At 60.9% G+C, this 24,251-nt stretch carries 19 protein-coding genes; 9 read left to right on the forward strand and 10 right to left on the reverse strand.

Features of this window, described 5'->3' with window-relative positions:
- The first annotated feature begins 246 nt into the window (after positions 1-246).
- The 6 genes from chvE (at position 247) to araD (ending at position 8,562) form a co-directional block, all read left to right on the forward strand.
- Positions 247-1,311: a multiple monosaccharide ABC transporter substrate-binding protein gene (gene chvE / locus V8P77_RS01585; protein ID WP_335910342.1), complete on the forward strand. Its 1,065-nt coding sequence runs from the start codon at positions 247-249 to the stop codon at positions 1,309-1,311.
- Positions 1,312-1,403: 92 nt separating this feature from the next.
- Positions 1,404-2,942, forward strand: a complete 1,539-nt coding sequence (gene mmsA, locus V8P77_RS01590; RefSeq protein WP_029872334.1) for a multiple monosaccharide ABC transporter ATP-binding protein — start codon at positions 1,404-1,406, stop codon at positions 2,940-2,942.
- Positions 2,939-4,144: a multiple monosaccharide ABC transporter permease gene (gene mmsB, locus V8P77_RS01595; protein WP_335910343.1), complete on the forward strand. Its 1,206-nt coding sequence runs from the start codon at positions 2,939-2,941 to the stop codon at positions 4,142-4,144. The genes mmsA and mmsB overlap by 4 nt, the downstream gene beginning before the upstream one ends.
- A 117-nt stretch (positions 4,145-4,261) precedes the next feature.
- Positions 4,262-5,257, forward strand: a complete 996-nt coding sequence (gene araD1, locus V8P77_RS01600; protein WP_335910344.1) for an AraD1 family protein — start codon at positions 4,262-4,264, stop codon at positions 5,255-5,257.
- A gap of 69 nt (positions 5,258-5,326) precedes the next feature.
- On the forward strand, positions 5,327-6,760 hold the full coding sequence (locus V8P77_RS01605) for an aldehyde dehydrogenase family protein (RefSeq protein WP_131639671.1): 1,434 nt from the start codon (positions 5,327-5,329) through the stop codon (positions 6,758-6,760).
- A 62-nt stretch (positions 6,761-6,822) separates the two neighbouring features.
- Positions 6,823-8,562 (forward strand): L-arabinonate dehydratase, encoded by a 1,740-nt coding sequence (gene araD, locus V8P77_RS01610; RefSeq protein WP_335910345.1) that lies wholly within the window; start codon positions 6,823-6,825, stop codon positions 8,560-8,562.
- 140 nt (positions 8,563-8,702) lie between these two features.
- Here the strand turns inward: araD and V8P77_RS01615 are convergent, their stop codons facing one another.
- From V8P77_RS01615 to V8P77_RS01625, 3 genes are read right to left on the reverse strand one after another with little or no spacing between them, the layout of a single operon-like run.
- The gene (locus V8P77_RS01615; protein WP_335910346.1) at positions 8,703-9,527 is read right to left on the reverse strand and encodes a transglutaminase family protein; all 825 of its coding nucleotides are present in this window, start codon (positions 9,525-9,527) and stop codon (positions 8,703-8,705) included.
- A gap of 12 nt (positions 9,528-9,539) precedes the next feature.
- On the reverse strand, positions 9,540-10,481 hold the full coding sequence (locus V8P77_RS01620; protein ID WP_335910347.1) for an alpha-E domain-containing protein: 942 nt from the start codon (positions 10,479-10,481) through the stop codon (positions 9,540-9,542).
- Positions 10,481-11,890 carry a circularly permuted type 2 ATP-grasp protein gene (locus V8P77_RS01625; RefSeq protein ID WP_168344519.1) on the reverse strand — a complete coding sequence of 470 codons (1,410 nt, stop codon included), beginning with the start codon at positions 11,888-11,890 and terminating at the stop codon, positions 10,481-10,483. Before V8P77_RS01625 ends, V8P77_RS01620 begins: the two co-directional genes overlap by 1 nt.
- A 581-nt stretch (positions 11,891-12,471) precedes the next feature.
- On the opposite strand from V8P77_RS01625, the gene V8P77_RS01630 reads away from it, so the two are divergent.
- Positions 12,472-13,374: a DMT family transporter gene (locus tag V8P77_RS01630; protein WP_335910348.1), complete on the forward strand. Its 903-nt coding sequence runs from the start codon at positions 12,472-12,474 to the stop codon at positions 13,372-13,374.
- 53 nt (positions 13,375-13,427) lie between these two features.
- Here the strand turns inward: V8P77_RS01630 and V8P77_RS01635 are convergent, their stop codons facing one another.
- The 4 genes from V8P77_RS01635 to V8P77_RS01650 form a co-directional block, all read right to left on the reverse strand.
- Positions 13,428-15,134 carry a DEAD/DEAH box helicase gene (locus tag V8P77_RS01635; protein WP_335910709.1) on the reverse strand — a complete coding sequence of 569 codons (1,707 nt, stop codon included), beginning with the start codon at positions 15,132-15,134 and terminating at the stop codon, positions 13,428-13,430.
- Between the two features lie 247 nt (positions 15,135-15,381).
- Positions 15,382-16,497 (reverse strand): DNA alkylation repair protein, encoded by a 1,116-nt coding sequence (locus V8P77_RS01640; RefSeq protein WP_335910349.1) that lies wholly within the window; start codon positions 16,495-16,497, stop codon positions 15,382-15,384.
- A 14-nt stretch (positions 16,498-16,511) separates the two neighbouring features.
- Positions 16,512-17,432 carry a hypothetical protein gene (locus V8P77_RS01645; RefSeq protein WP_335910350.1) on the reverse strand — a complete coding sequence of 307 codons (921 nt, stop codon included), beginning with the start codon at positions 17,430-17,432 and terminating at the stop codon, positions 16,512-16,514.
- Positions 17,433-17,737: 305 nt separating this feature from the next.
- On the reverse strand, positions 17,738-18,046 hold the full coding sequence (locus V8P77_RS01650) for a hypothetical protein (protein ID WP_138330303.1): 309 nt from the start codon (positions 18,044-18,046) through the stop codon (positions 17,738-17,740).
- Between the two features lie 319 nt (positions 18,047-18,365).
- Here V8P77_RS01650 and V8P77_RS01655 point away from each other — a divergent pair, with 319 nt between their 5' ends.
- The gene (locus V8P77_RS01655; protein ID WP_335910351.1) at positions 18,366-21,722 is read left to right on the forward strand and encodes a PAS domain-containing hybrid sensor histidine kinase/response regulator; all 3,357 of its coding nucleotides are present in this window, start codon (positions 18,366-18,368) and stop codon (positions 21,720-21,722) included.
- Here the strand turns inward: V8P77_RS01655 and V8P77_RS01660 are convergent.
- The 3 genes from V8P77_RS01660 to mnmC2 form a co-directional block, all read right to left on the reverse strand.
- Positions 21,716-22,024, reverse strand: a complete 309-nt coding sequence (locus V8P77_RS01660; protein WP_335910352.1) for a type II toxin-antitoxin system RelE/ParE family toxin — start codon at positions 22,022-22,024, stop codon at positions 21,716-21,718. The two genes, V8P77_RS01655 and V8P77_RS01660, sit on opposite strands and share 7 nt — an antisense overlap.
- Positions 22,021-22,269: a type II toxin-antitoxin system ParD family antitoxin gene (locus V8P77_RS01665; RefSeq protein WP_335910353.1), complete on the reverse strand. Its 249-nt coding sequence runs from the start codon at positions 22,267-22,269 to the stop codon at positions 22,021-22,023. The genes V8P77_RS01660 and V8P77_RS01665 overlap by 4 nt, the downstream gene beginning before the upstream one ends.
- Positions 22,270-22,351: 82 nt before the next feature.
- Complete coding sequence (gene mnmC2 / locus V8P77_RS01670) at positions 22,352-23,068, reverse strand: tRNA (5-methylaminomethyl-2-thiouridine)(34)-methyltransferase MnmC2 (RefSeq protein WP_335910354.1); 717 nt, start codon at positions 23,066-23,068, stop codon at positions 22,352-22,354.
- On the opposite strand from mnmC2, the gene V8P77_RS01675 reads away from it, so the two are divergent.
- On the forward strand, positions 23,067-24,245 hold the full coding sequence (locus V8P77_RS01675; RefSeq protein ID WP_335910355.1) for an NAD(P)/FAD-dependent oxidoreductase: 1,179 nt from the start codon (positions 23,067-23,069) through the stop codon (positions 24,243-24,245). The genes mnmC2 and V8P77_RS01675 overlap by 2 nt on opposite strands.
- The last annotated feature ends 6 nt before the right edge of the window (positions 24,246-24,251 follow it).

Consider the following 24,251-nt stretch of genomic DNA (forward strand, 5'->3'; position numbering starts at 1 on the left):
CATCAAAAGTAATACTTTTTAACGATATACCAAAATTGTTATGCATATTACCACTTATTCTATTTGACAGTTATAGGAATCCATACCAGTTTGCCGCCGTGTGCTGGTTGGCACTCAACACGTGTGAGATCGTGGAGGAGACCTACTTCGTTTCTCACCATCTGAAGTAACGATCCAATACGGAACCTGCCACAGTTTCGGGGCGGGCGATTTTTCGTCCGCCGTCTATTAACAAGGGAGAGAGAAATGAAATCCATTATCTCATTGATGGCTGCGGCCGCCTTCGGCGTCGCTTCGTTCGTTATGCCTGCCATGGCGCAGGACAAGGGACTCGTGGGCATCGCAATGCCGACGAAGTCTTCGGCTCGCTGGATCGACGACGGCAACAACATCGTCAAGCAGCTCGAGGCCGCCGGCTACAAGACCGACCTGCAATATGCTGACGACGATATTCCGAACCAGCTTTCGCAGATCGAAAACATGGTCACCAAGGGTGCCAAGGTTCTCGTCATCGCTTCGATCGACGGCACGACGCTTTCCGACGTTCTCCAGAAGGCTCATGACGCCAACATCAAGGTCATCGCCTATGACCGTCTGATCCGCGACTCGGCCAATGTCGACTACTATGCGACGTTCGACAATTTCCAGGTCGGCGTTCTGCAGGCTGGTTCCATCGTTGACGCCCTCGGCCTCAAGGATGGCAAGGGTCCGTTCAACATCGAACTGTTCGGCGGCTCGCCGGACGACAACAACGCCTTCTTCTTCTATGATGGCGCAATGTCCGTCCTGCAGCCGTACATCGACAGCGGCAAGCTCGTCGTGAAGTCCGGCCAGACCGGCATGGACAAGGTCGGCACGCTGCGTTGGGACGCTGCAACGGCCCAGGCCCGCATGGACAACCTGCTCTCGGCGAACTACACCGACGCCAAGGTCGATGCAGTCCTGTCTCCCTATGACGGCCTGTCGATCGGCATCATCTCGTCGCTGAAGGGCGTCGGCTACGGCACTCCGGACCAGCCGCTCCCGGTTGTTTCCGGTCAGGACGCCGAAGTTCCGTCGGTCAAGTCGATCATTGCTGGCGAACAGCACTCGACGGTCTTCAAGGACACCCGCGAACTCGCCAAGGTCACTGTTGCCATGGTCGATGCCGTCATGTCCGGCAAGGAGCCCGAGGTCAACGATACGAAGACCTACGACAACGGCGTCAAGATCGTTCCGTCCTATCTGCTGAAGCCGGTTGCTGTCGACAAGACCAACTACAAGCAGATCCTCGTCGACGGCGGTTACTACACCGAAGACCAGCTGAAGTAATGAGAGGGACCGGAACCCGCGCTTGCGGGTTCCGGTCTTCGATTTTATGATTGCCCGGCCGCTCGACGGCCGGAGGCGCTGGAAGTTTGACTATGGACAATACCATCCTCGAAATGCGGAGCATCACCAAGACGTTCCCGGGCGTCAAGGCGCTGGAGAATGTGAACCTCAAGGTTCGCCAGGGTGAGATCCACGCGTTGGTAGGCGAAAACGGGGCCGGTAAATCGACCCTGATGAAAGTGCTATCGGGCGTCTATCCGACAGGAAGCTATGAAGGCGACATCGTCTATGAAGGCGAGACGCGCAACTTCAAGGTCCTGAAGGACTCCGAAGAAATCGGCATCGTCATCATCCACCAGGAGCTGGCGCTCGTGCCGCTGCTTTCGATCGGCGAAAACATCTTCCTCGGCAACGAGAATGCCAAGAACGGCGTCATCAGCTGGGAAGAGACGTTCAACCGCACGAAGAAGCTGCTCACCAAGGTGGGCCTACGGGAATCTCCGAACACTCTGGTCACCGATATCGGCGTCGGCAAGCAGCAGCTCGTCGAGATCGCCAAGGCACTGTCGAAGAGCGTCAAGCTGCTCATCCTCGACGAGCCTACCGCTTCGCTCAATGAGAAGGACTCGGACGCGCTGCTCAATCTGCTGATCGAGTTCCGCAATCAGGGCATCACTTCGATCATCATTTCCCACAAGCTGAACGAGATCCGCAAGGTCGCCGACCAGATTACTGTCCTGCGCGACGGCATGACCGTCAAGACGCTCGACTGTCACACGGACGAGATCAGCGAAGACATCATCATCAAGAATATGGTGGGCCGAGATCTGGCCGACCGTTATCCGCCGCGCTCCGTGCCGATCGGCGAGACGATCTTCGAAGTGAAGAACTGGAATGCCTATCACCAGCAGCACCGCGACCGCCAGGTGCTGCACGACATTAACGTCAATGTCCGCAAGGGCGAGGTCGTTGGCATCGCCGGTCTCATGGGTGCCGGCCGCACCGAATTCGCCATGAGCGTTTTCGGCAAATCCTATGGCCACAAAGTCAGCGGCGAGGTCTTCGTCAATGGCAAGGCTGTCGATGTCAGCACCGTGCGCAAGGCGATCGATGCCGGTCTTGCCTATGTCACTGAGGACCGCAAGCAACTCGGTCTCGTGCTCAGCGACAGCATCCTGCACAATACGACGCTTGCCAACCTCAATGGGATTTCGAGCAATAGCGTTATCGACGACATCAAGGAGATGAGGGTCGCGACCGATTACCGGTCGAAGCTGCGCATCCGCTCCTCTGGCGTCTTCCAGGAAACGGTCAATCTTTCGGGCGGCAACCAGCAGAAGGTGGTGCTGTCGAAGTGGCTGTTTTCCGATCCCGATATTTTGATCCTCGACGAGCCGACCCGCGGCATCGACGTTGGCGCAAAGTACGAAATCTATACTATCATCAACCAGCTTGCCGCCGATGGAAAGGGCGTTCTGATGATCTCGTCGGAAATGCCCGAACTGCTTGGCACATGTGACCGCATCTACGTGATGAACGAAGGACGCATTGTCGCCGAATTGCCGAAGGGAGAAGCAAGCCAGGAAACTATCATGCGCGCTATCATGCGCTCAGGGGAGAAGAGACAATGACTCCGGTCAACCCGACAACCGAGCATAGCAACGTCGTTTCCGTTGCCGATTATATCCGCGGCAATATTCGTGAATACGGCATGCTCATCGCACTCGTCGCGATCATGGTGTTCTTCCAGTTCTATACCGGCGGCATCCTCTTCAAGCCGGTCAACCTGACGAACCTTGTTCTGCAGAACTCCTTCATCGTTATCATGGCGCTCGGCATGCTGCTTGTCATTGTCGCCGGCCATATCGACCTGTCGGTGGGTTCGATCGTCGCCTTTGTCGGCGCGCTCGCGGCGATCTTCACCGTGTCATGGGGCATGAACTTCTGGCTTGCCGGTCTGATCTGCCTCATTGTCGGCGGCATCATCGGCGCGGCGCAGGGTTATTTCATCGCCTATCACCGTATCCCGTCGTTCATCGTGACGCTTGCCGGCATGCTTGTTTTCCGCGGACTGACGCTGACGGTTCTGAACGGCAAGAACATCGGTCCGTTCCCGAAGGAGTTCCAGGTTATCAGCACCGGCTTCCTGCCGGGCGGCATGATCGACATTGCCGGCACACCGGTGCAGTCGACCTCGCTGATCCTGACCGTGATCCTGCCTGTCATCCTCTTCTATCTCGCCTGGCGCCGCCGCAAGGTGAACGAAGACCACGGGATCGATGTCGAGCCGATGAGTTTCTTCATCGTCCAGAACCTGGTCGTTTCGCTCGCCATCCTGTGGATCGGCTATCTGCTCTCCACCTATAAGGGCCTGCCGAACGTTCTCATCGTCATGCTGGTGCTGATTGCGATCTATGCCTTCATCACCCGCCGGACCACGATCGGCCGTCGCATCTATGCCATGGGCGGCAATTCGAAGGCGACCAAACTTTCAGGCATCAACACCGAGCGGCTGAGCTTCTACACCTTCGTCAATATGGGTGTGCTTGCAGGTCTTGCCGGCATGATCATCGCCCTTCGCCTGAACTCGGCAACACCGAAGGCCGGCGTCGGTTTCGAACTCGACGTCATCGCGGCCTGCTTCATCGGCGGCGCCTCGGCATCCGGCGGCGTCGGCAAGATCACCGGCGCGGTCATCGGCGCGTTCATCATGGGCGTCATGAATAACGGTATGTCGATCGTCGGGCTCGGCATCGATTTCCAGCAGATGGTGAAGGGCCTCGTGCTTCTCGCCGCAGTGTTCTTCGACGTTTACAACAAGAACAAGGGCTGAGCGCCTCAAGGCGCCAGCCAGGCATTCGCAGCCTATGAATGATGGATTCCGGCTCCTGATGGAGCCGGACAGGCGGAGCCTTTTCCTGTCTTCGCCGAAACGAGAAGGATCGCAGACGTGCTTATTTCACAGATCAAGGGTGCAAACGGAGAGATCATCGTCGCCGTGCGTGAGCAGGGCGGCGCTGCAAGGTTGGTCAAGAACGCCGTCAGCGTTTACGCACTGGCGATGGAAGCCGCAGACGGCGGCAAGTCTCTTGCCTCGGTCATCGACGCGCATGGCTACGGCGATGCCGTCGATCTTGAAAAGGCCTATGCGGAAGGCCGCTTCCTTCCGCCGATCACCCATCCAGATGCCGCGCACCTGCATCTGACCGGCACCGGCCTGACGCATTTGGGCTCGGCGGCAACGCGCGATTCCATGCACAAGAAGACCACCGAAGCCGCCGAGGAAACCCTCACGGACTCGATGAAGATGTTCAAGATGGGCCTTGAGAATGGCAAGCCGAAGGCCGGCGAAAAGGGCGTTCAGCCCGAATGGTTCTACAAGGGTAACGGCCATGGCGCCGCAGCCCCCGGCGCCCCGCTCATCTCGCCCTCCTTCGCGCTCGACGGCGGCGAAGAGCCGGAGATGGCCGGCATCTACGTGATCGCCAAGGACGGCTCGCCCTTCCGTATCGGTTTTGCGCTGTCGAACGAATTTTCCGATCACGTCACCGAGCGGATCAACTATCTCTATCTCGCCCATTCGAAGCTGCGCCCGGCCAGCTTCGGCCCGGAAATCCGCGTCGGCGCGGCCCCTGAGGATATTCGCGGCACCTCGCGCATCAAGCGCGGCGACAAGGTGATCTTCGAAAAGCCGTTCCTGTCCGGCGAGGCGAACATGTCGCACACCTTCGCCAATCTGGAATATCACCATTTCAAATATGGCCTTTTCCGTGCTCCGGGCGATGTGCATGTCCATATGTTCGGCACGGCGACCCTTTCCTTTGCCGACGGCGTCAAGACCGAAGAGGGCGATGTCTTCGAAATCGAAGTTGCCGAATTCGGCCTGGCGCTCCGCAATCCGCTGAAGGTGGCCGCCGAGGAAGAGATCGCCGTCAGGCAGCTCTGAATTCAGGATCTGGCCGCATTCGGCGGCCGGCTCTTTGCTCGTAAACGGTAAAGGAGGCTTGTTAAGCCCATGACCATTTATCAAAACCTGATCGCCGGCGAATGGGTCGGCTCGAACGCGACGAAGAACATCAACCCGTCGGATACGAATGAGGTCGTCGGCCTCTATGCCGACGGCAGCGCTGATGATACGAGAAACGCCATTGCCGCCGCCAAGGCCGCCTTCCCGGCCTGGTCGCGCTCCGGTATCTGGGAGCGCCACGTCATCCTGAAGAAGACGGGCGACGAGATCATGGCGCGCAAGGACGAGCTTGGCGCGCTGCTTGCCCGCGAAGAAGGCAAGACGCTGCCGGAGGCGACGGGCGAGGTGATCCGCGCGTCGCAGATCTTCGAATTCTTCGCCGGTGAGGCGCTGCGGCTGGCCGGCGAGGTTCTCCCGTCGGTTCGCCCGAATATCGGCGTCGAGATCACACGCGAGGCGCTCGGCGTCATCGGCATCATCACCCCGTGGAATTTCCCGATCGCCATTCCCGCCTGGAAGATCGCGCCGGCGCTCTGCTACGGCAACACCATCGTCTTCAAGCCGGCCGAACTGGTGCCTGGCTGTTCCTGGGCGATCGTCGATATTCTCAACCGCGCCGGCCTGCCGAAGGGCGTGCTGAACCTCGTCATGGGCAAAGGCTCGGTCGTCGGCCAGGCCATGCTCGAAAGCCCCGACGTTCACGGCATCACGTTTACCGGTTCCACCGGCACTGGCAGACGTGTCGCCGCCGCCTCCATCGAGCATAACCGCAAGTTCCAGCTGGAAATGGGCGGCAAGAACCCGATGGTCGTGCTTGACGATGCCGATCTCAACGTCGCCGTCGAGGCCGCCGCCAATTCCGGCTTCTTCTCGACCGGCCAGCGCTGCACCGCCTCCTCGCGCCTGATCGTCACCGAAGGCATCCACGACAAGTTCGTCGCAGCACTGACCGACAAGCTGAAGACGCTGGTCGTCGACAACGCCCTGAAGGCCGGCACCCATATCGGCCCCGTCGTCGATGAGCGGCAGCTGAAGACCGACACCGACTATATCGAGATCGGCAAATCGGAAGGCGCTAAACTCGCCTTCGGCGGCGAGGTGATCTCGCGCGACACGCCCGGCTTCTACCTGCAGCCGACGCTGTTTACCGAAGCGACCAACCAGATGCGCATTTCGCGCGAGGAGATCTTCGGGCCTGTGGTCTCGGTGATCCGGGCGAAGGATTACGACGAGGCGCTTGCCATCGCCAACGACACGCCGTTCGGCCTTTCGGCCGGCATCGCCACGACCAGCCTGAAACATGCGACGCACTTCAAGCGCAATTCCGAAGCCGGCATGGTGATGGTCAACCTGCCGACGGCAGGCGTCGATTTCCACGTGCCGTTCGGCGGCCGCAAGGGCTCGTCCTATGGCCCGCGCGAGCAGGGCAAGTACGCCGCCGAATTCTACACAACCGTCAAGACCGCCTACACGCTGGCTTGAGACTGAGCGCGATGGCCCGGACCGTACGGGGCGGTCCGGGGATATCCTGAAGGACAGAGATAATGACAAAGAAAGCGGAATGGCCGCGCAGGCTGAGGTCGCAGGAATGGTATGGCGGCACGAGCCGCGACGTGATCTATCACCGCGGCTGGCTTAAGAACCAGGGTTATCCGCACGACCTGTTCGACGGCCGGCCGGTGATCGGTATCCTCAACACCTGGTCGGATATGACCCCGTGCAACGGTCATCTCAGAGAGCTCGCCGAGAAGGTGAAGGCGGGCGTATGGGAGGCCGGCGGTTTCCCGCTCGAGGTGCCGGTGTTCTCGGCATCCGAAAACACGTTTCGTCCGACCGCGATGATGTACCGCAATCTTGCGGCGCTCGCGGTGGAAGAGGCGATCCGCGGGCAGCCGATGGATGGCTGCGTGCTGCTGGTCGGCTGCGACAAGACCACGCCGTCGCTTATCATGGGGGCGGCTTCCTGCGACCTGCCGTCGATCGTCGTCACTGGCGGCCCAATGCTGAACGGCTATTTCCGCGGTGAACGCGTCGGCTCGGGCACGCATCTGTGGAAGTTTTCGGAAATGGTGAAGGCCGGCGAGATGACGCAGGCCGAATTCCTCGAGGCGGAAGCCTCGATGAGCCGTTCGTCGGGCACCTGCAACACCATGGGCACCGCCTCCACCATGGCTTCCATGGCCGAGGCGCTCGGTATGGCGCTGTCGGGCAATGCCGCGATCCCGGGCGTCGATTCCCGCCGCAAGGTCATGGCGCAGCTGACCGGCCGGCGTATCGTGCAGATGGTCAAGGACGACCTGAAGCCGTCCGAGATCATGACGAAGCAGGCTTTCGAAAATGCCATCCGCACCAATGCGGCGATCGGCGGATCGACAAACGCCGTCATCCACCTGCTCGCCATCGCCGGCCGCGTCGGCATCGATCTTACGCTTGACGACTGGGACCGCTGCGGCCGCGACGTGCCGACCATCGTTAACCTGATGCCGTCGGGCAAGTACCTGATGGAGGAGTTCTTCTATGCCGGCGGCCTGCCGGTAGTGCTGAAGCGCCTCGGCGAGGCGGGCCTCCTGCACAAGGATGCGCTGACGGTATCCGGCGAAACCGTCTGGGACGAGGTCAAGGACGTCGTCAACTGGAACGAAGACGTTATCCTGCCGGCCGAAAAGGCGCTGACAGCTTCGGGCGGCATCGTCGTGCTGCGCGGCAACCTCGCGCCGAAGGGCGCGGTGTTGAAGCCTTCGGCAGCTTCACCGCATCTGCTGGTGCACCGGGGCAGGGCTGTCGTGTTCGAGGACATCGACGACTACAAGGCCAAGATCAACGACGACAGCCTCGACATCGACGAAACCTGCATCATGGTCATGAAGAACTGTGGGCCGAAGGGCTATCCCGGTATGGCCGAGGTCGGCAATATGGGGCTGCCGCCGAAGGTGCTGAAGAAGGGCATCCTCGATATGGTGCGCATTTCCGACGCCCGCATGTCCGGAACGGCCTACGGTACCGTCGTGCTGCACACATCACCCGAAGCGGCGGTCGGCGGGCCGCTCGCGGTCGTGAAAAACGGCGACATGATCGAGCTGGATGTGCCGAACCGTCGGCTGCATCTCGACATTTCTGAGGAGGAACTGGCCCGGCGGCTCGCCGAATGGCAGCCTAACCATGATCTGCCCACATCCGGCTATGCCTTCCTGCATCAGCAGCATGTCGAAGGGGCCGATACCGGCGCCGACCTCGACTTCCTCAAGGGATGTCGCGGAAACGCGGTCGGCAAGGACAGCCACTGAGCCGATCAACGTACGACAAGAAAAAGGCGGGCATCACCCGCCTTTTTCTTGTCCCCTTTGTGAGAACGCTGCACGACTTTTTCAGGCGCGCAAAGGATTGGGAACGCTTTGAATTGTCGCCTCGCTTTCGGGCTGTGCGCTCAGCTCTGGCTCTGGCTTTGCATCTGTCCGCCGTCCTCGACCTTCACGGTGACCGACAGCGTTTCGCCCGGCGTGCCAATGCGCATGCCTGAAATCGGCGCGGCGTCGCGATAGCAGAGGCCGGAGGCGACTCTGATGTAACGGGCATCCGGGCAGATCTCGTTGGCGGGATCGAACCCGACCCAGCCGAGGCCGGGAATATGGGCCTCTGCCCAGGCATGGGTCGCGGCCTGTTCGATCTTTTCCTCCATCATCAAATAACCGGAGATGTAACGCGCCGGCACCTGCAGGGCGCGGGCAGCGGCAATGAAGATGTGCGCATGGTCCTGGCAGACGCCGCTCTTCCTCTCCAGCGCCTGTTCGGCCGTCGTCTCGGTGTTGCTGGTGCCGGGCTTATAATCGACCGTCTCATGGATCGCTGCCATCAGCGCATGCATGCGGGCAAGCTCATTGTCACCGCTGACGCCCTTGATGAGTTCCTTCACCAGCTTGCCGCCCTTGGTCAGCGGTGTGTCGCGCAGGAAGAGCCAAAGTGGACAGAAGCCGGTATGCGGGCCGGTGACGCCGTTGTTGTCCTCCGTCTCGACTTCGCCTTCGGCCAGGATGCGCGTTACGTCCTGCTCGCCTTCCAGCGAGACCAGATTGACATGATTGCCGTACTGGTCGTCATATTCTACTTCCGGCGTGGCACCCTCGACGTTCAGGGCCCAGCCGAGCACTTTCTGTGCTGATGTCGTCGGTGGCGTCAACCGCAGCCGTTGCAGCGAGAATTGCGCCGGTTCGTCGTAGCGGTATTCGGTGAGGTGGCTGATCTTCAGTCTCATGTTGTTATCCGCTTATACATAGAACCGGTAGCCATCGGAAATTTCCGCGCCGAGCTTGTTGTTGCGCGAGACGAAATCCTCCAGGAACTCGTGCAGGCCCTGATCCATGATATCCCGGATCGCCCTCGTCTGCAGGGTGGTGCGGATTGCATCCGCGGTATCATGGGCAGGAAGCCGCGCCTCGTAATCCTGGGCGAGATAGCCGAGATTGCTGACGATCTTCTCGTAGCAATAGGCAAGCGAGCGCGGCATCTGGACATTCAGGGTCAGGAAGTCGGCAATGTTCATCGCCCGGTATTCGCCGTCATAGGCCCAGCTATAGGCGCGGTGCGCGGAAACCGAGCGCAGGATCGATTCCCACTGCACATTGTCTAGGGAGGAACCAACGGCCGAGACCGAGGGCAGCAGCACGTAATATTTCACGTCGAGGATGCGGCTGGTATTGTCGGCCCGCTCGATGAAGGTGCCGATGCGGGCAAAGTTATAGAGCTCGTTGCGTAGCGTCGAACCATGGAAGGCGCCGCGGATGAGGCCGGCGCGGCGTTTGATGACGTCGATCACCTCTGGCATTTCGGCCGCCTTGACGCGCTTTTCGAGCAGCGACTTCAGGTCGATCCAGCATTCGTTGGTCGCTTCCCAGGTCTCCCGCGTCAGCGCCGTGCGCACCATGCGGGCATTGTTGCGGCCGGAATCGATGCAAGACATGACGCTCGACGGATTGCTGCGATCGCGCAGGAGATAGTCGATCGCATCGGCGTTGGTCAGCTTGTTGTGGCCTTCGTCATAAGCCTCACGCACACCCGCGCTTTGCAGCACGCCATCCCAATTGTCATCGCCGGTGCTGCTGCGGGTCAGCGACATGCGCAACCCCGCATCGATCAAGCGGGCTATATTTTCGGCGCGCTCGATGTAACGAAACATCCAGTAGAGGCCATTTGCTGTTCTTCCGAGCATCAGTCCTCCAATACCCAAGTGTCTTTGGTGCCGCCGCCCTGGCTGGAATTGACCACCAGCGAGCCCTGCTTCAGCGCCACGCGGGTCAGCCCGCCCGGAATGATCTGCACCTTGTCGGATACAAGCACATAGGGGCGAAGGTCGACATGGCGCGGCGCAATTCCCTTGTTGACAAGGATCGGCACGGTAGAGAGCGACAGCGTCGGCTGGGCGATATAATTGTTCGGCTTGGCCTTCAGCTTCTCGGCGAAATCGGCGCGCTCCTTCTTCGATGCCGTCGGGCCGACCAGCATGCCGTAGCCGCCGGAGCCGTGCACCTCCTTGACGACGAGGTCTTCCAGGTGTTCCAGCACATATTTCAGGCTGTCGGCTTCCGAACAGCGCCAGGTCGGCACGTTTTCGAGCAGCGCCTTGCGGCCGGTATAGAATTCGACGATCTCGGGCATATAGGAGTAGATCGCCTTGTCGTCGCAAATGCCGGTGCCCGGCGCATTGGCGATGGTGATGTTGCCGGAGCGGTAGACATCCATGATGCCGGGAATGCCGAGCGCGGAATCGGACCGGAAGGTCAGGGGATCGAGGAAGTCGTCGTCGACGCGGCGGTAGAGCACGTCGATCGCTTCGTAACCGCGTGTCGTCCTCATCTTCACCTTGCCGTCGATGACGCGCAGATCCGCGCCCTCGACCAGTTCGACGCCCATCATGTCGGCGAGGAAGGAATGCTCGTAATAGGCGGAATTGTAGATGCCCGGCGTCAGCACGGCGACACGCGGTTTGCCCTTGCAGCCGGGAGGCGCCAGCGAGGCGAGGCTCTGGCGCAGCAGATAGGGATAATCCTCGACACGCTGCACCTTGTTCTCATGAAAGAGTTCAGGGAACATCTGCATCATGGTTTCCCGGTTTTCCAGCATGTAACTGACACCGGAGGGCGTGCGGGCATTATCCTCCAGCACGTAAAACTGGTCCTCGCCGGTGCGCACGATGTCAGTGCCGACGATGTGAGTATAGACGCCGCCGGGCGGCCGGAAGCCGATCATTTCGGGGATGAAGGTGACGTTGTTCTCGATCAGCTCGCGCGGAACGCGGCCGGCGCGGATGATCTCCTGCTTGTGATAGATATCGTCGAGAAAGGCATTCAGCGCGATCACCCGCTGCTCGATGCCCTGGGCGAGCTTGCGCCATTCGCGGGCGGAGATGATGCGGGGAATGATGTCGAAGGGGATGAGTTTTTCGGAACTGTCGGCATGGCCGTAGACCGCGAAGGTGATGCCGGTCTTCCGGAAGATGTTTTCCGCATCGCGGGATTTGGCAATCAGATGCGCCCGGTCTTGGCTGTTGTACCACTCGAAGTATTTTTCGTAAGGCGGGCGAGGACTTTCGTCCCCGGTAATCATTTCATCAAATGCCAAAAGCGCGGCTCCCCTTTTTCTTCATTTGAATACAACGCAAATGGCAATGCAAGAACCATGCGCAGTTCGAGGAAAAGATTTTGCGCTGCGGGAAGCGGGTGAAAATCTGGGCATTTAGAGTGATGCGGTGCGGCATGGCGGATAGTGGATCTCGATGCTTGCGCAAAATCTGAGCATGTGATTGTTTTTCGTTCGGTAGATATGGAGGGAGCTCAGCCTCACCACACGGTCCGTCATTCCTGTGCTCGTCACAGGAATCCAGCCGACGCGCGTCTGCGCGGCGAATGATTCGAATACCCTTATGAAAAGAGTCTCCCGCGCCCAAGGACTTGGGCGCGCTGGATCCCTGTGACGAGCACAGGGATGACGGAGAGCGGGAAGATCGCCGGCGATTCTTCGTTGCGGTGGCATGATGTCGATCTGCCGACGGCTCGTTCGTCATGTTGAAAATATCATCCCTCCGGCCAATCCACTCAACCCAGCCATCAGCGAAATTTCAGATAAGCATCAACGCTTCGCCTTTGACGGCAGCCGCCAGCTGGGGCTATCAGCACGGCCACCCCTCTCTCCCGAGCCGCTCCATGTCCCTCGATCGCCTAGCTCCCACCGTCTTCGTCCTGCTTTGGTCCACGGGCTGGGTGGTGGCGAAATACGCCTCGCTGCATTCCGAACCCTTCACCTTTCTTTCGATACGCTACGCTCTGTCGGCGGCGGCCTTCCTGGCGCTCTGCCTGGTGGTGCGGGCGCAATGGCCAAAAAGCCGGGCGACGGTGCTGCGCGCCGTCTATTCCGGCTTCTTCCTGCATGGTTTCTACCTCGCCGGTCTCTGGTGGGCGATCGCCAACGGCGTGCCGGCCGGCATATCGGGCATCATCGCGGCGCTGCAGCCGCTGCTGACGGCGATGGCCGCTCCCTTCCTCATCGGCGAGCGGCTGCAGCGGGCTCAGAGGCTCGGCCTTGCCCTCGGCTTCGTCGGCATTGCCATCGCCATTTCGCCGAAGCTGCTCGATCCGGCGACCGCCGATCTGACGCATGCCGCCCTGCCGCTGGCGATCAATCTCGCCGCTATGGCGTCGGTCACCTACGGCACGCTCTATCAGAAGAAACACTTGCAATCCGGCGACCTCAGAACCATCGCGACCCTGCAATATGTCGGCGCGCTGATCCTCACCCTACCGCTTTCGCTGATCTTCGAGCATCAACATTTCGACGGCGCCGCGCAAGCCTATGGCGCGCTGGCCTGGTCGGTCTTCGGCCTGTCGATGGGTGGCGTCGGACTGCTGCTCTATCTGATCCGCCGGGGTCAGGTGTCACGCGCCGCCTCGCTGATCTACCTGATGCCGCCGGCTGTTGCTCTCGAAGCCTTCATCGCCTTCGGGGAACCGCTGACCCTGCCGCTGATCGTCGGCACCGTGGTCGTCGTGACAGGCGTCTATCTCACGAACCGCAAGGCGTTCAGCGAGCATAGGCCTGCGGAGGCGTGATAATAAAAAGGCCGGAGATATCCCGGCCTTTCTGCTTTTCAGTCGCTCGACGATCAGGCGCGTTCGCGGCGCTGGCCGCCACCGTTGCGGGAGCCGGAGCCACCGCGACGGTTGCCGCCGTTGCCGTCGCGGCGCGGTTCGCCGGCCTGGGCCTGTTGCGGGCCGCGGTCCTCGCCATGCTTGCGGGCCGGGCGGCCATGGGCGTGACGGCTGTTGCCGCGATGATGACCGCTCGGCTCACCATTGGCATGGGCGCCATGATGGGCTGGACGCTGTGGTTTTGCAGAGGCGCGGAAATCGGAGGTCGAGGCCAGATCGTTGTCGGGGCCGAGATCCGGGGTCGCTTCACCGCGGCGCTGACCGCGGAAATCCTCGTTGCGGCCGGTCGGACGCTCCGGACGCGGACGACGCTCCTCGCCGCCGGCGCGGACTTCGCTGCCTTCACCTTCGCGGCGCGGGCGGCGTTCCTGACGGCTGCCGCGATGCTCCGAACGGTTCTGGTCGCCACGACCCTGGCCGCCATTACGATTGCGGTTATTGCCATTGCCGTTGGCACGGCGGGATCCGCCGCTGATGTTTGCCGGCGCTTCGCCGCTTGCGACAGTGATGTCGATGCCCATCAGGCGCTCGATATCACGCAGCAGCTTGGCTTCGTCGGGAGCGCAGAAAGCGATGGCGATGCCGTCGCGACCGGCGCGCGCCGTGCGGCCGATGCGGTGGACATAGGCGTCAGGCACTTCAGGCAGGTCGTAGTTGTAGACGTGGCTGACAGCCGGGATGTCGATGCCGCGGGCGGCGACGTCGGTGGCGATCAGCGTCTTGATGCTGCCATCGCGGAAGGCCTTCAGCGCCCGTTCGCGCTGGCCCTGGCTCTTGTTGCCGTGGATCGAGGCAACGGAATAGCCGATATTCTCGAGATGCTTCATCAGCTTCTCCGCACCGTGCTTGGTGCGCAGGAAGACCATGGCGCGGCCGTCAGGGTTTTCGGTCAGCGACTTGCGGAGCAGTTCCGTCTTGTCGTTCTTGCCGCCGACGAAATGGACGTACTGTTCGACCTTGTCGGCAGCCTTGCCGGGGGGCGTGACTTCGACCTTGACGGGATCGACGAGATATTCGCCGGCGAGATCGGCGATCGCCTTCGGCATGGTGGCCGAGAAGAGCATGGTCTGGCGCTTTTTCGGCACCATCTTGGCGATCTTGCGCAGATCATGCACGAAGCCGAGGTCCAGCATCTGGTCGGCTTCGTCGAGCACGAGATAACGAACCGCAGTCAGCGTGATCGCGCGGCGATTGACGAGGTCGAGCAGGCGGCCCGGCGTGGCGACGAGGATATCGGTGCCTTTTTCGAGCTGAAGCTGCTGCTTGTTGATCGAGACGCCGCCGACGACGACATTGATCCGCAGCGACGATTTGCGGATGAACTTCTTCAGGCTCTCGGCGATCTGGTTCACCAGTTCGCGGGTCGGTGCGAGGATCAGCGTACGCGTCGTGCGGTTGTCGGGGCGCCGTTCGTCGGCGAGCAGCTTTTCGATCAGCGGCAGGCCGAAAGCGGCAGTCTTGCCGGTGCCTGTCTGGGCAAGGCCGATCAGGTCGCGGCCTTCGAGGAGGAGAGGAATGGCATGTTCCTGGATCGGCGTCGGCGTTTCGATGCCGAGCTGGAACAAAGTAGCGACGATCGGCTTGGAGACACCAAGCGATTCAAAATTAGTCAAGGTATAATCTTTCGGGGCGCCACAATGACTATCGCCGGAACGCACCATGCGATCCGGTTTCATTCTGGCGTCAAGAACCCCGCGTGAAGTGGGAACTTGTGAGTTGGAAAAAGCTTTCCAGCGCTTCTGGCCGCTCATGGGAAGTGCGGCGCTCTATCGAAATGCGCTTTTGTCCCTTCTTCCTGCGTCTGTATTTTTCAGCAGGGGCACGCTCACGCGGCGGCCGGAAGGGTGAAAGCTGACCCGCATTTGGGCTAGTTCGCGTGGAAAGTCAAGTGCAGTGCACAAGAAAGCCTCAAGCTGGGTCAGGTGAGGGCATGACGAGGACGAAGCTTTGCGATGCGGTCTCCGCGCCGTTGACGAGGATGGCGATGCGATGTTCGCCTGGATAATAGCGTCGCGTGGTGATCGGCCGCATGGCGTGGCGGCGCTCAATTGTATGGTTTTGTCCCGGAGCGAGCATTATCGCCTTGCACTTGAAGACCTTGGGTGAGAGCGAACCGTCGCTCTTCACATGGTGAATGGCGTAGTCGATCATCAGTGACTGCGTGATCTCGCCGGCGTTTGTCACCCGGATTTCGAAATCCAGCCCTTCGCCGAACATCACCTCAGCATTCCTGAGCCGCAGTTCGCATTCGAGCGAAGCGGTGGCGGCGAAGCCGAAATTGGCGAGCGCCTGCGCGTGGCCTTTCTTCAGAAGCGTACGCGAGGCATGTTTCAGCAGCCAGCGGCGTTCGGATGAAGCGCCGTCGATATGACTGGCGATGAAGGCGGCGACCAGATCCGGGTGGTCCTTGGCGACGTCGTTCAGGCTGTTGGCCACGGAGCGGCGGACATAATCCTCCGGATCATCCATCAGCGCGGTTAGGATGGGCAGGATCGGCGCCGGATCCTTCACGAGCTGCGGCAGACGCATCGCCCAGGGCAGGCGCGGCCGCGTTCCCTCGCTCGCCAGCCGGCGCACATGCTGGTCGGGATCGTCGAGCCAGCCGGAAATGATGGCCAGTGCGCGCTGCTGGTCGCGGTGGATAAAGGGGCGGATGCCGAACTCGGCGGTGAAATGCGGCGTCAGCGCCTTCAGGAGATCGAGACCGAGATCGAAGTGATCAAGGCCGCGTGCGGCGATGAACTGATTGACCGGCAGCAGCATCCAGCCGGAGAGCCCCGGCCTGCCGGCGGCGGGCAGGCTTGCCGTCAGGATGGCTGCGGCCTCTCGGAAATCACCGGGAAGCGTGGCAAACAGCGCGTCGCGGATCAGGGCCGAGCGCTCCATCAGCTCCAGCGCTCCGAGGCCGTCGGTCGCCAGCATCACGAAGCGGCTTCTATCGAAAGTCGGCGCGTTGCCGGCAATGCGATCGGCCATATCACCGACCAGTGCTTCATGCAGCAGGTTCTTGAGCGGTTCCGGCATGCTGGTCCTCCCGCTTATCTGGCGGTCGCGAACGTCAAGTTCGGATAGAGCCGTTTAGCGACGGCGCGCCGCATGGCGATAGCGAGATCGTCGTGGAAGATTTCCAGCGCTTTGCTCGCTTCCTTCGGCGTGAGCCAACCGTCAGCAAGACGCCAGCGGCGGAAGAACAGCCAGTCAAGTTCGATCTGGCGTAGGAACTCCAAGCCTCTTCTTGCCTGTTCGGGCGTGTCGGGCGGGCCTATAGAGGCGTTCGGCCCATATTTAGTGCGCGACTCTTCTACAGCTGATGCACTTCGCTTCACCGCGGCCGTGACATCGGCGCCGGTGATGGTGACAAGTTTGTCCATTTCGGCGCGGATATCAGCTGGTATCGTAGCGAGGGCTTGCTCGACCGCTTTAGAGAAACGGGGATCGAAGGTGACATCCATTTCCCATTCCTCTGGCCAGTCTCGCCAGAATACGGTTTCAGCAATGTCGGTCCAACGGCCTTCGGCCAGTAACCCCACTGCCCGAAGGACTGACAAGACTTCGGATGTTGCGAACGCGGGACCAAGACCGTTAGCAGCAGCGATGTTCGGCGGAGGTGGAGAAGGTGCGCCTATCCGGTAAACGACCCAGTCACCCGTCGCTAGAGGCACACTGCTGTCAGGCAGGCGATAAGATAGCAACCTCTGCTGTGCAGCCAGTCGAAGCACCGAGACGCACAGGTCGTCCCAACGCGGCAGTTCGTCAGGTAGTCGGGCATTCTTACGCGGGATCGCACCTCCGCGGGTTTCATCAGCCTCACCAAGTGCCACCAGAGCGTCACAACCGATCTGATAGGCCGTTAGGAACATATGGTCCCAACCCTCTTCCTCATCGGTGCGAGGGAGGTTTCGGGATAGGAAATCGACAACGTCTGTCGCCCAACCGGCAGTTGGGATGTTCGTGGCCATTCCGTCTCTGCCCATCTGCATGCTTAATGTCCGGCTGAATGCTTGAAATGCGATCGATAGCGAAAGCATGGCGCGTGAACGCTATGAGCGGATTACTAGCTGCCTTTTGCGATATTTGACAGAGCGCGAACAGATTGCCTATCGAGGATTTAGCGCGGAATTATTGCTCCGGCATTGTGGAGCAAAAGCGTTTCGTCAGATTGAGTGAGGTCGTGGGCATTGCGCCATCGGCACTGATGTCGAAGCTCGCCGTTGTGCTGAATCGGCGCCGCCGGGAGGTCAAGCGGCGCCGAATTGAGGCTTCTTTATTCCGGGCAGACTTTGACGCGGTAGGGCTCGCCCCAGCGATCGTGCCGCCATTCGATATGGCAATAGGACGGCCGATAATAGGTCCTATAGACGGGATAGGGGCGATAAACAGGATAGGCGGGATAGACAGGATAGGCGGGGCGGGCTGCCTCCGACAGAAGAGCACCGCCGACGACGCCAGCGGCAAGGCCGCCCCAGAAGGCATCGCGTGGACGGGCATCGGCGGTGGTAGCGGTGGCGAGCGAGGCGCCGGCAAAGGTCAGCGCGATCAGGCCCGTCGCCATGGTCTTATGAAGAACGGACATGGTATTTTCCTTTCATGGGCATGGCTTCCACAAAGCCATGCCGAAGACTCGGCCTAGATCGCGGCGGCGCAATGGCCGCGCAAGCGGTTTCGGGCATTAAATTTTCGTCATGATTTCCACGGATCCCGACGTCGAAAGGATTTGTGACGGGTGTCCTTTCAGTCTCGTGCAAGCCGGGGCTGGTAATCCCGAAATGTCTTCAGCTTGGTGAGCCGGCTCGTAAAATTCCGCTGTCGAATTTATGGTTAAAACCTTGTTAAAAGCCTTGGCGTTATAGTTTTTGTAGTCGATATTTCATTTATTGCGGGAGCGATATTTTTTGAAATCAGCCGGGGAACTTCTGGAGTTGGCTTGCCGCCGGATCGCTGATCTGGATACCCCGGCCTATGTCAAGAACAGCGAGCTGCGTTATATCGCCGTCAACGAGGCCTATGCCCGCTTTCTAGGCCGCGAGATTTCCGATTTCATCGGCAGGCGCAGCCGCGAGCTTCTCGACCGTCCCGAGGAAGAGGAGCGCGAGGACAAGGAACGTCGCGCACTGGTGTTCGGCACCGAGGAAAACGCCATCTGCTTCGATGCGGCGGGGGTCGACCATGAGCGCATCCAGATCGAAAGCTTCTCGCCGTCGCCGGACCGGGCTTACGTGCTCGGCATTTTCGAAGTGCGAGCGGCGCCGCGCCGGGCCGCGGACGATAGCGCCGCCGCCGATTTCGCCCGCGTGCGCGAGGCGCTGGAACAGCTCGACCACCCGATCGGCATCTTCGCCAAAGACGGCCGGCCTCTGGTCGTCAACGCCGCCTATCGCAACTGCGAGAAAACGGTAGCCCCTAGCGATTCGAACTGGCACGCGAGCGTCGACGAACGCGACCTGCTGCGCACCATCATGGAGGATCTGCCGGTCGCGGTTTTCGTGCGCGACGAGAAACATCGCCTCGTCTATGCCAACCAGTATTATGAGACTTTCAGCGGCCATGAGCGTTCGCGGATGCTGGGAATGACCGAATATGAAATGTTCGGCTCGGAGGGCGGCGAGGCGATCTACCAGGAAAACCGGCTGTCGCTGGAACAAGACCTGTCGCAAGAGCTGGAAGGCGTAATGCCGAGCAAGGATGGCCGCATCCATCCCGTGATCTCGCGAGTCAAGCGTGTCGTGACGGCGGACGGGCGAGCCTATGTCGTCGGCTCCTTTTCTGACATTTCACCGCTCAAGGAGCGGGAGAAGGCACTGATCGAAGCGCGGAAGCAGGAAGAAGTGCTGCACCGGGATATCGAGAATATCCTGCGCTCGCTGCCGGTCGGCGTGCTGATCCTCGATAACGACCACCAGATCCTCTACGTCAACGACGAATTCTACAGCATCTGGGAGCTGCCGCTCGACGATCGCTTTGACGGCCGCCCCTTCATCGACGTCATCCGCCGCAATTATGAGCTCGGTCGCTACGACGGCACGCAGACGCCCGAGGAGATTTACGATTTCCGCAAGCACCTGTTCGAGACCGAGGAGCCCGAGCCGATCGAGCTCGGCTGGGCGGGCGGCAAATCCGTCATCTTCGATAGCCGCCGTATCTCGAACGACCGGATCCTGCTCACCTATGCCGACATTACGGCCGTGCGTGAGCGGGAAAATGAAGTCCACGAGGCCCGTGCCGCGCTGGAACATCTCGGCGAGTTGTTGCGCGACGCGACGCATGCCATGCCGCAGGGCCTAGCCATCGTTCAGGACGGCATTATCAAGATGTCCAATGAGGCGTTGGCTCATATCCTGGAGATTCCCGCCACCTATATCGAGACCGGGCAGGGTTGGCTCGGCATGTTCGAGTTCTGCGCGGCGCGCGGCGACTTCCACGAGGACGCGGTCGAGATTCTGCAAGGTTGGCGCGACAATATCGCGGCCAGGTTGCCGATCTCCACGGCCTTCCATGTCGGCGGCGAGCGCTGGGTGAACATGGATGCGACGGTCAGCAAGGGGCAGCACTGGGTGGCGCTTTTTACCGACGTCACCGAGCTCAAGAGCCGCGAGGAGGAGCTGCGCCAGCTGCTGTCGCGCGCCGAAGCCGCCGATCGCGCCAAATCCGAATTCCTTGCCAATATGAGCCATGAGATCCGCACACCGATGAACGGCGTGCTCGGCATGGCGGAGCTGCTCGCCAAGACCAATCTCGATACGCGCCAGAAGACCTTCGTCGATATCATCGTCAAGTCGGGCAATGCGCTGCTGACGATCATCAACGATATCCTCGACTTCTCGAAGATCGACGCCGGGCAGATGAAACTGCGCAAGGCCGCCTTCGATATTACCGAAGCGGTGGAGGACGTGGCGACACTCTTGTCCTCGCACGCCGCCGAGAAGAACATCGAACTGCTGGTGCGGGCCGCACCCGATCTGCCCGCCACCGTGATCGGCGACGCCGGGCGCTTCCGCCAGATCGTCACCAATCTCGTCGGCAACGCCGTCAAGTTCACCGAGCGCGGCCATGTCTTCGTCGATGTTGGCTTCCAGCCGGCGGCCGGCGGCGAGATCATGGCGTGCATCCGCATCGAGGATACCGGGATCGGCATTCCGCCGGAGAAGCTCGAATCGGTGTTTGATAAATTCTCGCAGGTGGACGCCTCGTCGACCCGGCGGCATGAAGGAACCGGCCTCGGTCTTGCGATCACCGCCGGGCTCGTCGATCTTTTCGGCGGTTATCTCAACGTCGAAAGCGAATGGGGCAAGGGCTCCGTCTTCACCATCAATCTGCCGTTTGCGGTGGCGGCCGCCCACCTTGAGCCGAAGCCGTTGCCGATCAACGTGCAGGGTGCGCGTATCCTCGTCGTCGACGACAATGAAGTAAACCGGCGAATCCTCACCGAGCAGCTGTCTCTCTGGGGCTTCGACGGCGTGGCCGCCGAGGGCGGCGGCACCGGGCTTGCAATCCTGGAGGCGGCGGCCAATCTCGGCGTCACCGTCGATGCCGTCGTGCTCGACTACCACATGCCCGATATGAACGGCGCCGATGTCGCGCGCAGGCTGCGCGCCGATCCCCGCTTCGTCGAACTGCCGATCATCTTCCTGACATCGATGGATATTTCGGGCACGGAAAAAGAATTCGCGGCGCTGAACGGCCACGCACATCTGATGAAGCCGGCGCGCGCCAACGTGCTGCGCAACACCGTGGTCGAAGTGGTGCGCGCCAGCCGCGTCAAGCAGGCATCCGAGGCCGAGATCGCTCGGCTGCAGACGGAAGCGGTCGTGCCGGCGCCTGCGCCGGCGCCGCAGAAACGGACCGCTGAATTCGTCGACGTGCTCGTCGCCGAGGACAACGAGGTCAACCAGATTGTCTTCACACAGATCCTGCAAGGCACGGGTCTTTCCTTTCTCGTCGTCGAGAATGGCGAGGAGGCGGTCGCCGCCTGGGAGAGGCATGCGCCGCGCATCATCATGATGGACGTCTCGATGCCCGTCATGAACGGCCATCAGGCGACCCGGGCGATCCGCGAACGGGAAAAGGGGCCGGGCCACCGGGTGCCGATCATCGGCGTTACCGCTCACGCGCTCGAAAGCGACCGCGAACTTTGCCTCGATGCCGGCATGGACGACTACATGTCGAAGCCGATCAGCCCCGAGCTGCTCGAGGAAAAAATCCGTCAGTGGCTCGGAACGAGCGAGCAGCAGCCGGAGCGCACCAGCTACTGATTTGAACCTTCGGAAAACAGGATGCTCTCGAAATCCTGAGCGCCGTTGAGGATATGCAGGATCTCGATACGATCCTCGCCAATGCGATAAAAGATCAAATAGTTGCCGTAAGGACGGCGGCGAACGCCGGTGTGTTCGTAACGTGGAACCAATGAAAAACCGTTCGGTGTTTCTGCCAGACGCTCACACCGTTCCAGCAGTTCTTGGATGAAGCTTGCCGCCCGCTGCGGATTGTCCTCAGCGATATAGTCGCCAATACGTTCGAGATCCGCCTCCGCCTGCGCGGTGATGAGGACGATCACGAACGGCCGTCATATTTGGCCGCAAGGCGGGCGGCGACATCGCTGATGGGCTTGAAGCGACCTGCTTCCGCGTCGGCGATCCCCTGGCTGATTGCCAGATCGAGCGCCATCAGCCGTTTTTCCCGCTCCTCGACAAGCCGGACACCTTCCCGCAGAACTTCACTGCGAGAGTTGTAACGCCCCGATTTCACGAGTTCGTTCACATAGTTTTCGAGTTGCTGTCCAAGATTCGCGCTGCTGGCCATATTGGTTCCTCTCGGACTATTATCGCACAGAGTGATAACTGTTAGCAACGCAGCCGTTTGAATCGATCGCACTTACCCGAGTTTACTTGATGCCGCAGAGCATTTCGCGCTTGCCGGCAAAGCCCTTGCGGCGCTCGACGGCAAAACCCGCGGCGATGAGGTTGCGGCGCACGAAGCCAGCCGCCGCATAGGTGGCGAAGGTGCCACCGGCTGCGCTTTTCTCACAGACGAGCCGCATCAGCTGCTCCGACCACATATCGCTGTTGCGCGACGGGGCGAAGCCGTCGAGATACCAGGCGTCGAAGCCGGGCGTGGCTGCCGCCACGCCCTCCAAGGCATGGCCGCAGACCACGCTGAGCATCGTCTGGGCATCGAGATCAAGCTCAACGATGCCATCAGGCGCTTGCGGCCACGCCGCTGTCAGCGCCTCGCGCTCGACATCGATCTCCGGCCAGTGCGACAGCGCCCTGCCGATTTCTTCGCCGCGCATCGGATAAAGTTCGAAGGAGGTGAAATGCAGGTGCTGGCCGTCTGCACGGTGGAGCTTCCATTGCCGCCAGGTTTCAGTGAAGTTCAGGCCGGTGCCGAAGCCAAGCTCGCCGATCTGGAATCTCTGCCGCCCATTCCAGCGCTCCGGCAGGCCGTTGCCGGCGAGAAAAACATGGCCGCATTCCAGCCGCCCATCGGTCTGGCAATAAAAATGATCGCCAAAGGCGGTGGAATAAGGCATATCGCCGTCGCGCCATTCGAGCGGCTGCGGCGCACCTGCGCCAATCTGATCGGGGTTCACGTCTGTCATGGAAAAAGCCGATAATCCTCAGCCGACCTCAGGTCAATCGTCCTGCGAATTGCTGATCGTCGGTGGCGGCATCATGGGCCTCTGGGCGGCCGTCCATGCCGAGCGCCGGGGCATCCGGACTCTTATCAGTGACGCCGGCAGATTGGGCGAGGGTGCAAGCGGCGGCCTGCTCGGCGCGCTGATGCCGCATATGCCGGACCGGTGGTCGGAGAAGAAGCAGTTCCAGTTCGATGCGCTGGTCTCGCTCGAAGCCGAGATCGCCGCCCTCGAGGCCGAGACCGGACTTTCTGCCGGTTACCGCCGTTCCGGGCGGCTGATCCCGCTGCCGAAGCCCCATCTCACCACAATAGCACGCGGCCACTGCGAGGACGCCGAACGCCATTGGCGGGCGGGAGACCGCCGCTTCCACTGGCATGTGCTCGACCGGCCGCTGATAGACGGGTGGATCGAGGCGTCTGCCGGCGAGAGCGGCTTCGTGCATGACACGCTCGCCGCCCGCGTTGCGCCCCGCTTGCTGATCGCAGTGCTTATCGCCTACCTGCGGCAGGCAAAGCATGTTCGCATTCTGGAGCATGCGACGGTTGCCGGCCTTGATCCCGATCGCGGCATGGCCGAAATCAACGGCGAAACCATCGTTTTCAGCCACTGCATCCTGGCCGCCGGCCATCAGTCCTTTCAGTTGTTGCAGAACCTGACGCCGGGGCTGAAACAGCCGCTCGGCCAGCCGGTCAAGGGGCAGGCGGCATTGTTGAAAGCCGATATCGACCCGGCACTGCCGACGATCTTCCTCAACGGGCTCTATGTCGTCGCGCATGAAGGCGGACACGCGGCCATCGGCAGCACCAGCGAGAACCGCTTTGGCGATCCGACGTCGACCGACGCCCAGCTCGACGCGCTGATCAATGCGGCGCGTGGCATCGTGCCCCCCCTTCGCGACGCCACCGTTGTTGAGCGCTGGGCCGGGCTTCGCCCGAAGGCGATCGATCGGGATCCGATGATCGGTCGCCACCCCGACCACCGGCGCCTGATCGCGCTGACCGGCGGCTTTAAGGTCAGTTTCGGCCTCGCCCACCGGCTGGCGGAGGCGGCGATATGTATCGCAGGCGATACAGACTGCGAATTTTTGCTGCCGGAAAGCTTCGCAATTTCAAGCCATATTGCGGTGGCTTCACGTTAAACGTGA

The organism is Rhizobium aouanii (assembly GCF_037002925.1).
Lineage (GTDB): Bacteria > Pseudomonadota > Alphaproteobacteria > Rhizobiales > Rhizobiaceae > Rhizobium > Rhizobium aouanii.

Bases quoted from the DNA above. Each gene is read 5' to 3' on its own strand.
- chvE (WP_335910342.1), top strand. From the start codon at position 247: ATGAAATCCATTATCTCATTGATGGCTGCGGCCGCCTTCGGCGTCGCT.
- mmsA (WP_029872334.1), top strand. From the start codon at position 1,404: ATGGACAATACCATCCTCGAAATGCGGAGCATCACCAAGACGTTCCCG.
- mmsB (WP_335910343.1), top strand. From the start codon at position 2,939: ATGACTCCGGTCAACCCGACAACCGAGCATAGCAACGTCGTTTCCGTT.
- V8P77_RS01605 (WP_131639671.1), top strand. From the start codon at position 5,327: ATGACCATTTATCAAAACCTGATCGCCGGCGAATGGGTCGGCTCGAAC.
- araD (WP_335910345.1), top strand. From the start codon at position 6,823: ATGACAAAGAAAGCGGAATGGCCGCGCAGGCTGAGGTCGCAGGAATGG.
- V8P77_RS01615 (WP_335910346.1), bottom strand. From the start codon at position 9,527: ATGAGACTGAAGATCAGCCACCTCACCGAATACCGCTACGACGAACCG.
- V8P77_RS01620 (WP_335910347.1), bottom strand. From the start codon at position 10,481: ATGCTCGGAAGAACAGCAAATGGCCTCTACTGGATGTTTCGTTACATC.
- V8P77_RS01630 (WP_335910348.1), top strand. From the start codon at position 12,472: ATGTCCCTCGATCGCCTAGCTCCCACCGTCTTCGTCCTGCTTTGGTCC.
- V8P77_RS01635 (WP_335910709.1), bottom strand. From the start codon at position 15,134: ATGGTGCGTTCCGGCGATAGTCATTGTGGCGCCCCGAAAGATTATACC.
- V8P77_RS01640 (WP_335910349.1), bottom strand. From the start codon at position 16,497: ATGCCGGAACCGCTCAAGAACCTGCTGCATGAAGCACTGGTCGGTGAT.
- V8P77_RS01645 (WP_335910350.1), bottom strand. From the start codon at position 17,432: ATGGCCACGAACATCCCAACTGCCGGTTGGGCGACAGACGTTGTCGAT.
- V8P77_RS01650 (WP_138330303.1), bottom strand. From the start codon at position 18,046: ATGTCCGTTCTTCATAAGACCATGGCGACGGGCCTGATCGCGCTGACC.
- V8P77_RS01665 (WP_335910353.1), bottom strand. From the start codon at position 22,269: ATGGCCAGCAGCGCGAATCTTGGACAGCAACTCGAAAACTATGTGAAC.
- V8P77_RS01675 (WP_335910355.1), top strand. From the start codon at position 23,067: ATGGAAAAAGCCGATAATCCTCAGCCGACCTCAGGTCAATCGTCCTGC.
- mnmC2 (WP_335910354.1), bottom strand. From the start codon at position 23,068: ATGACAGACGTGAACCCCGATCAGATTGGCGCAGGTGCGCCGCAGCCG.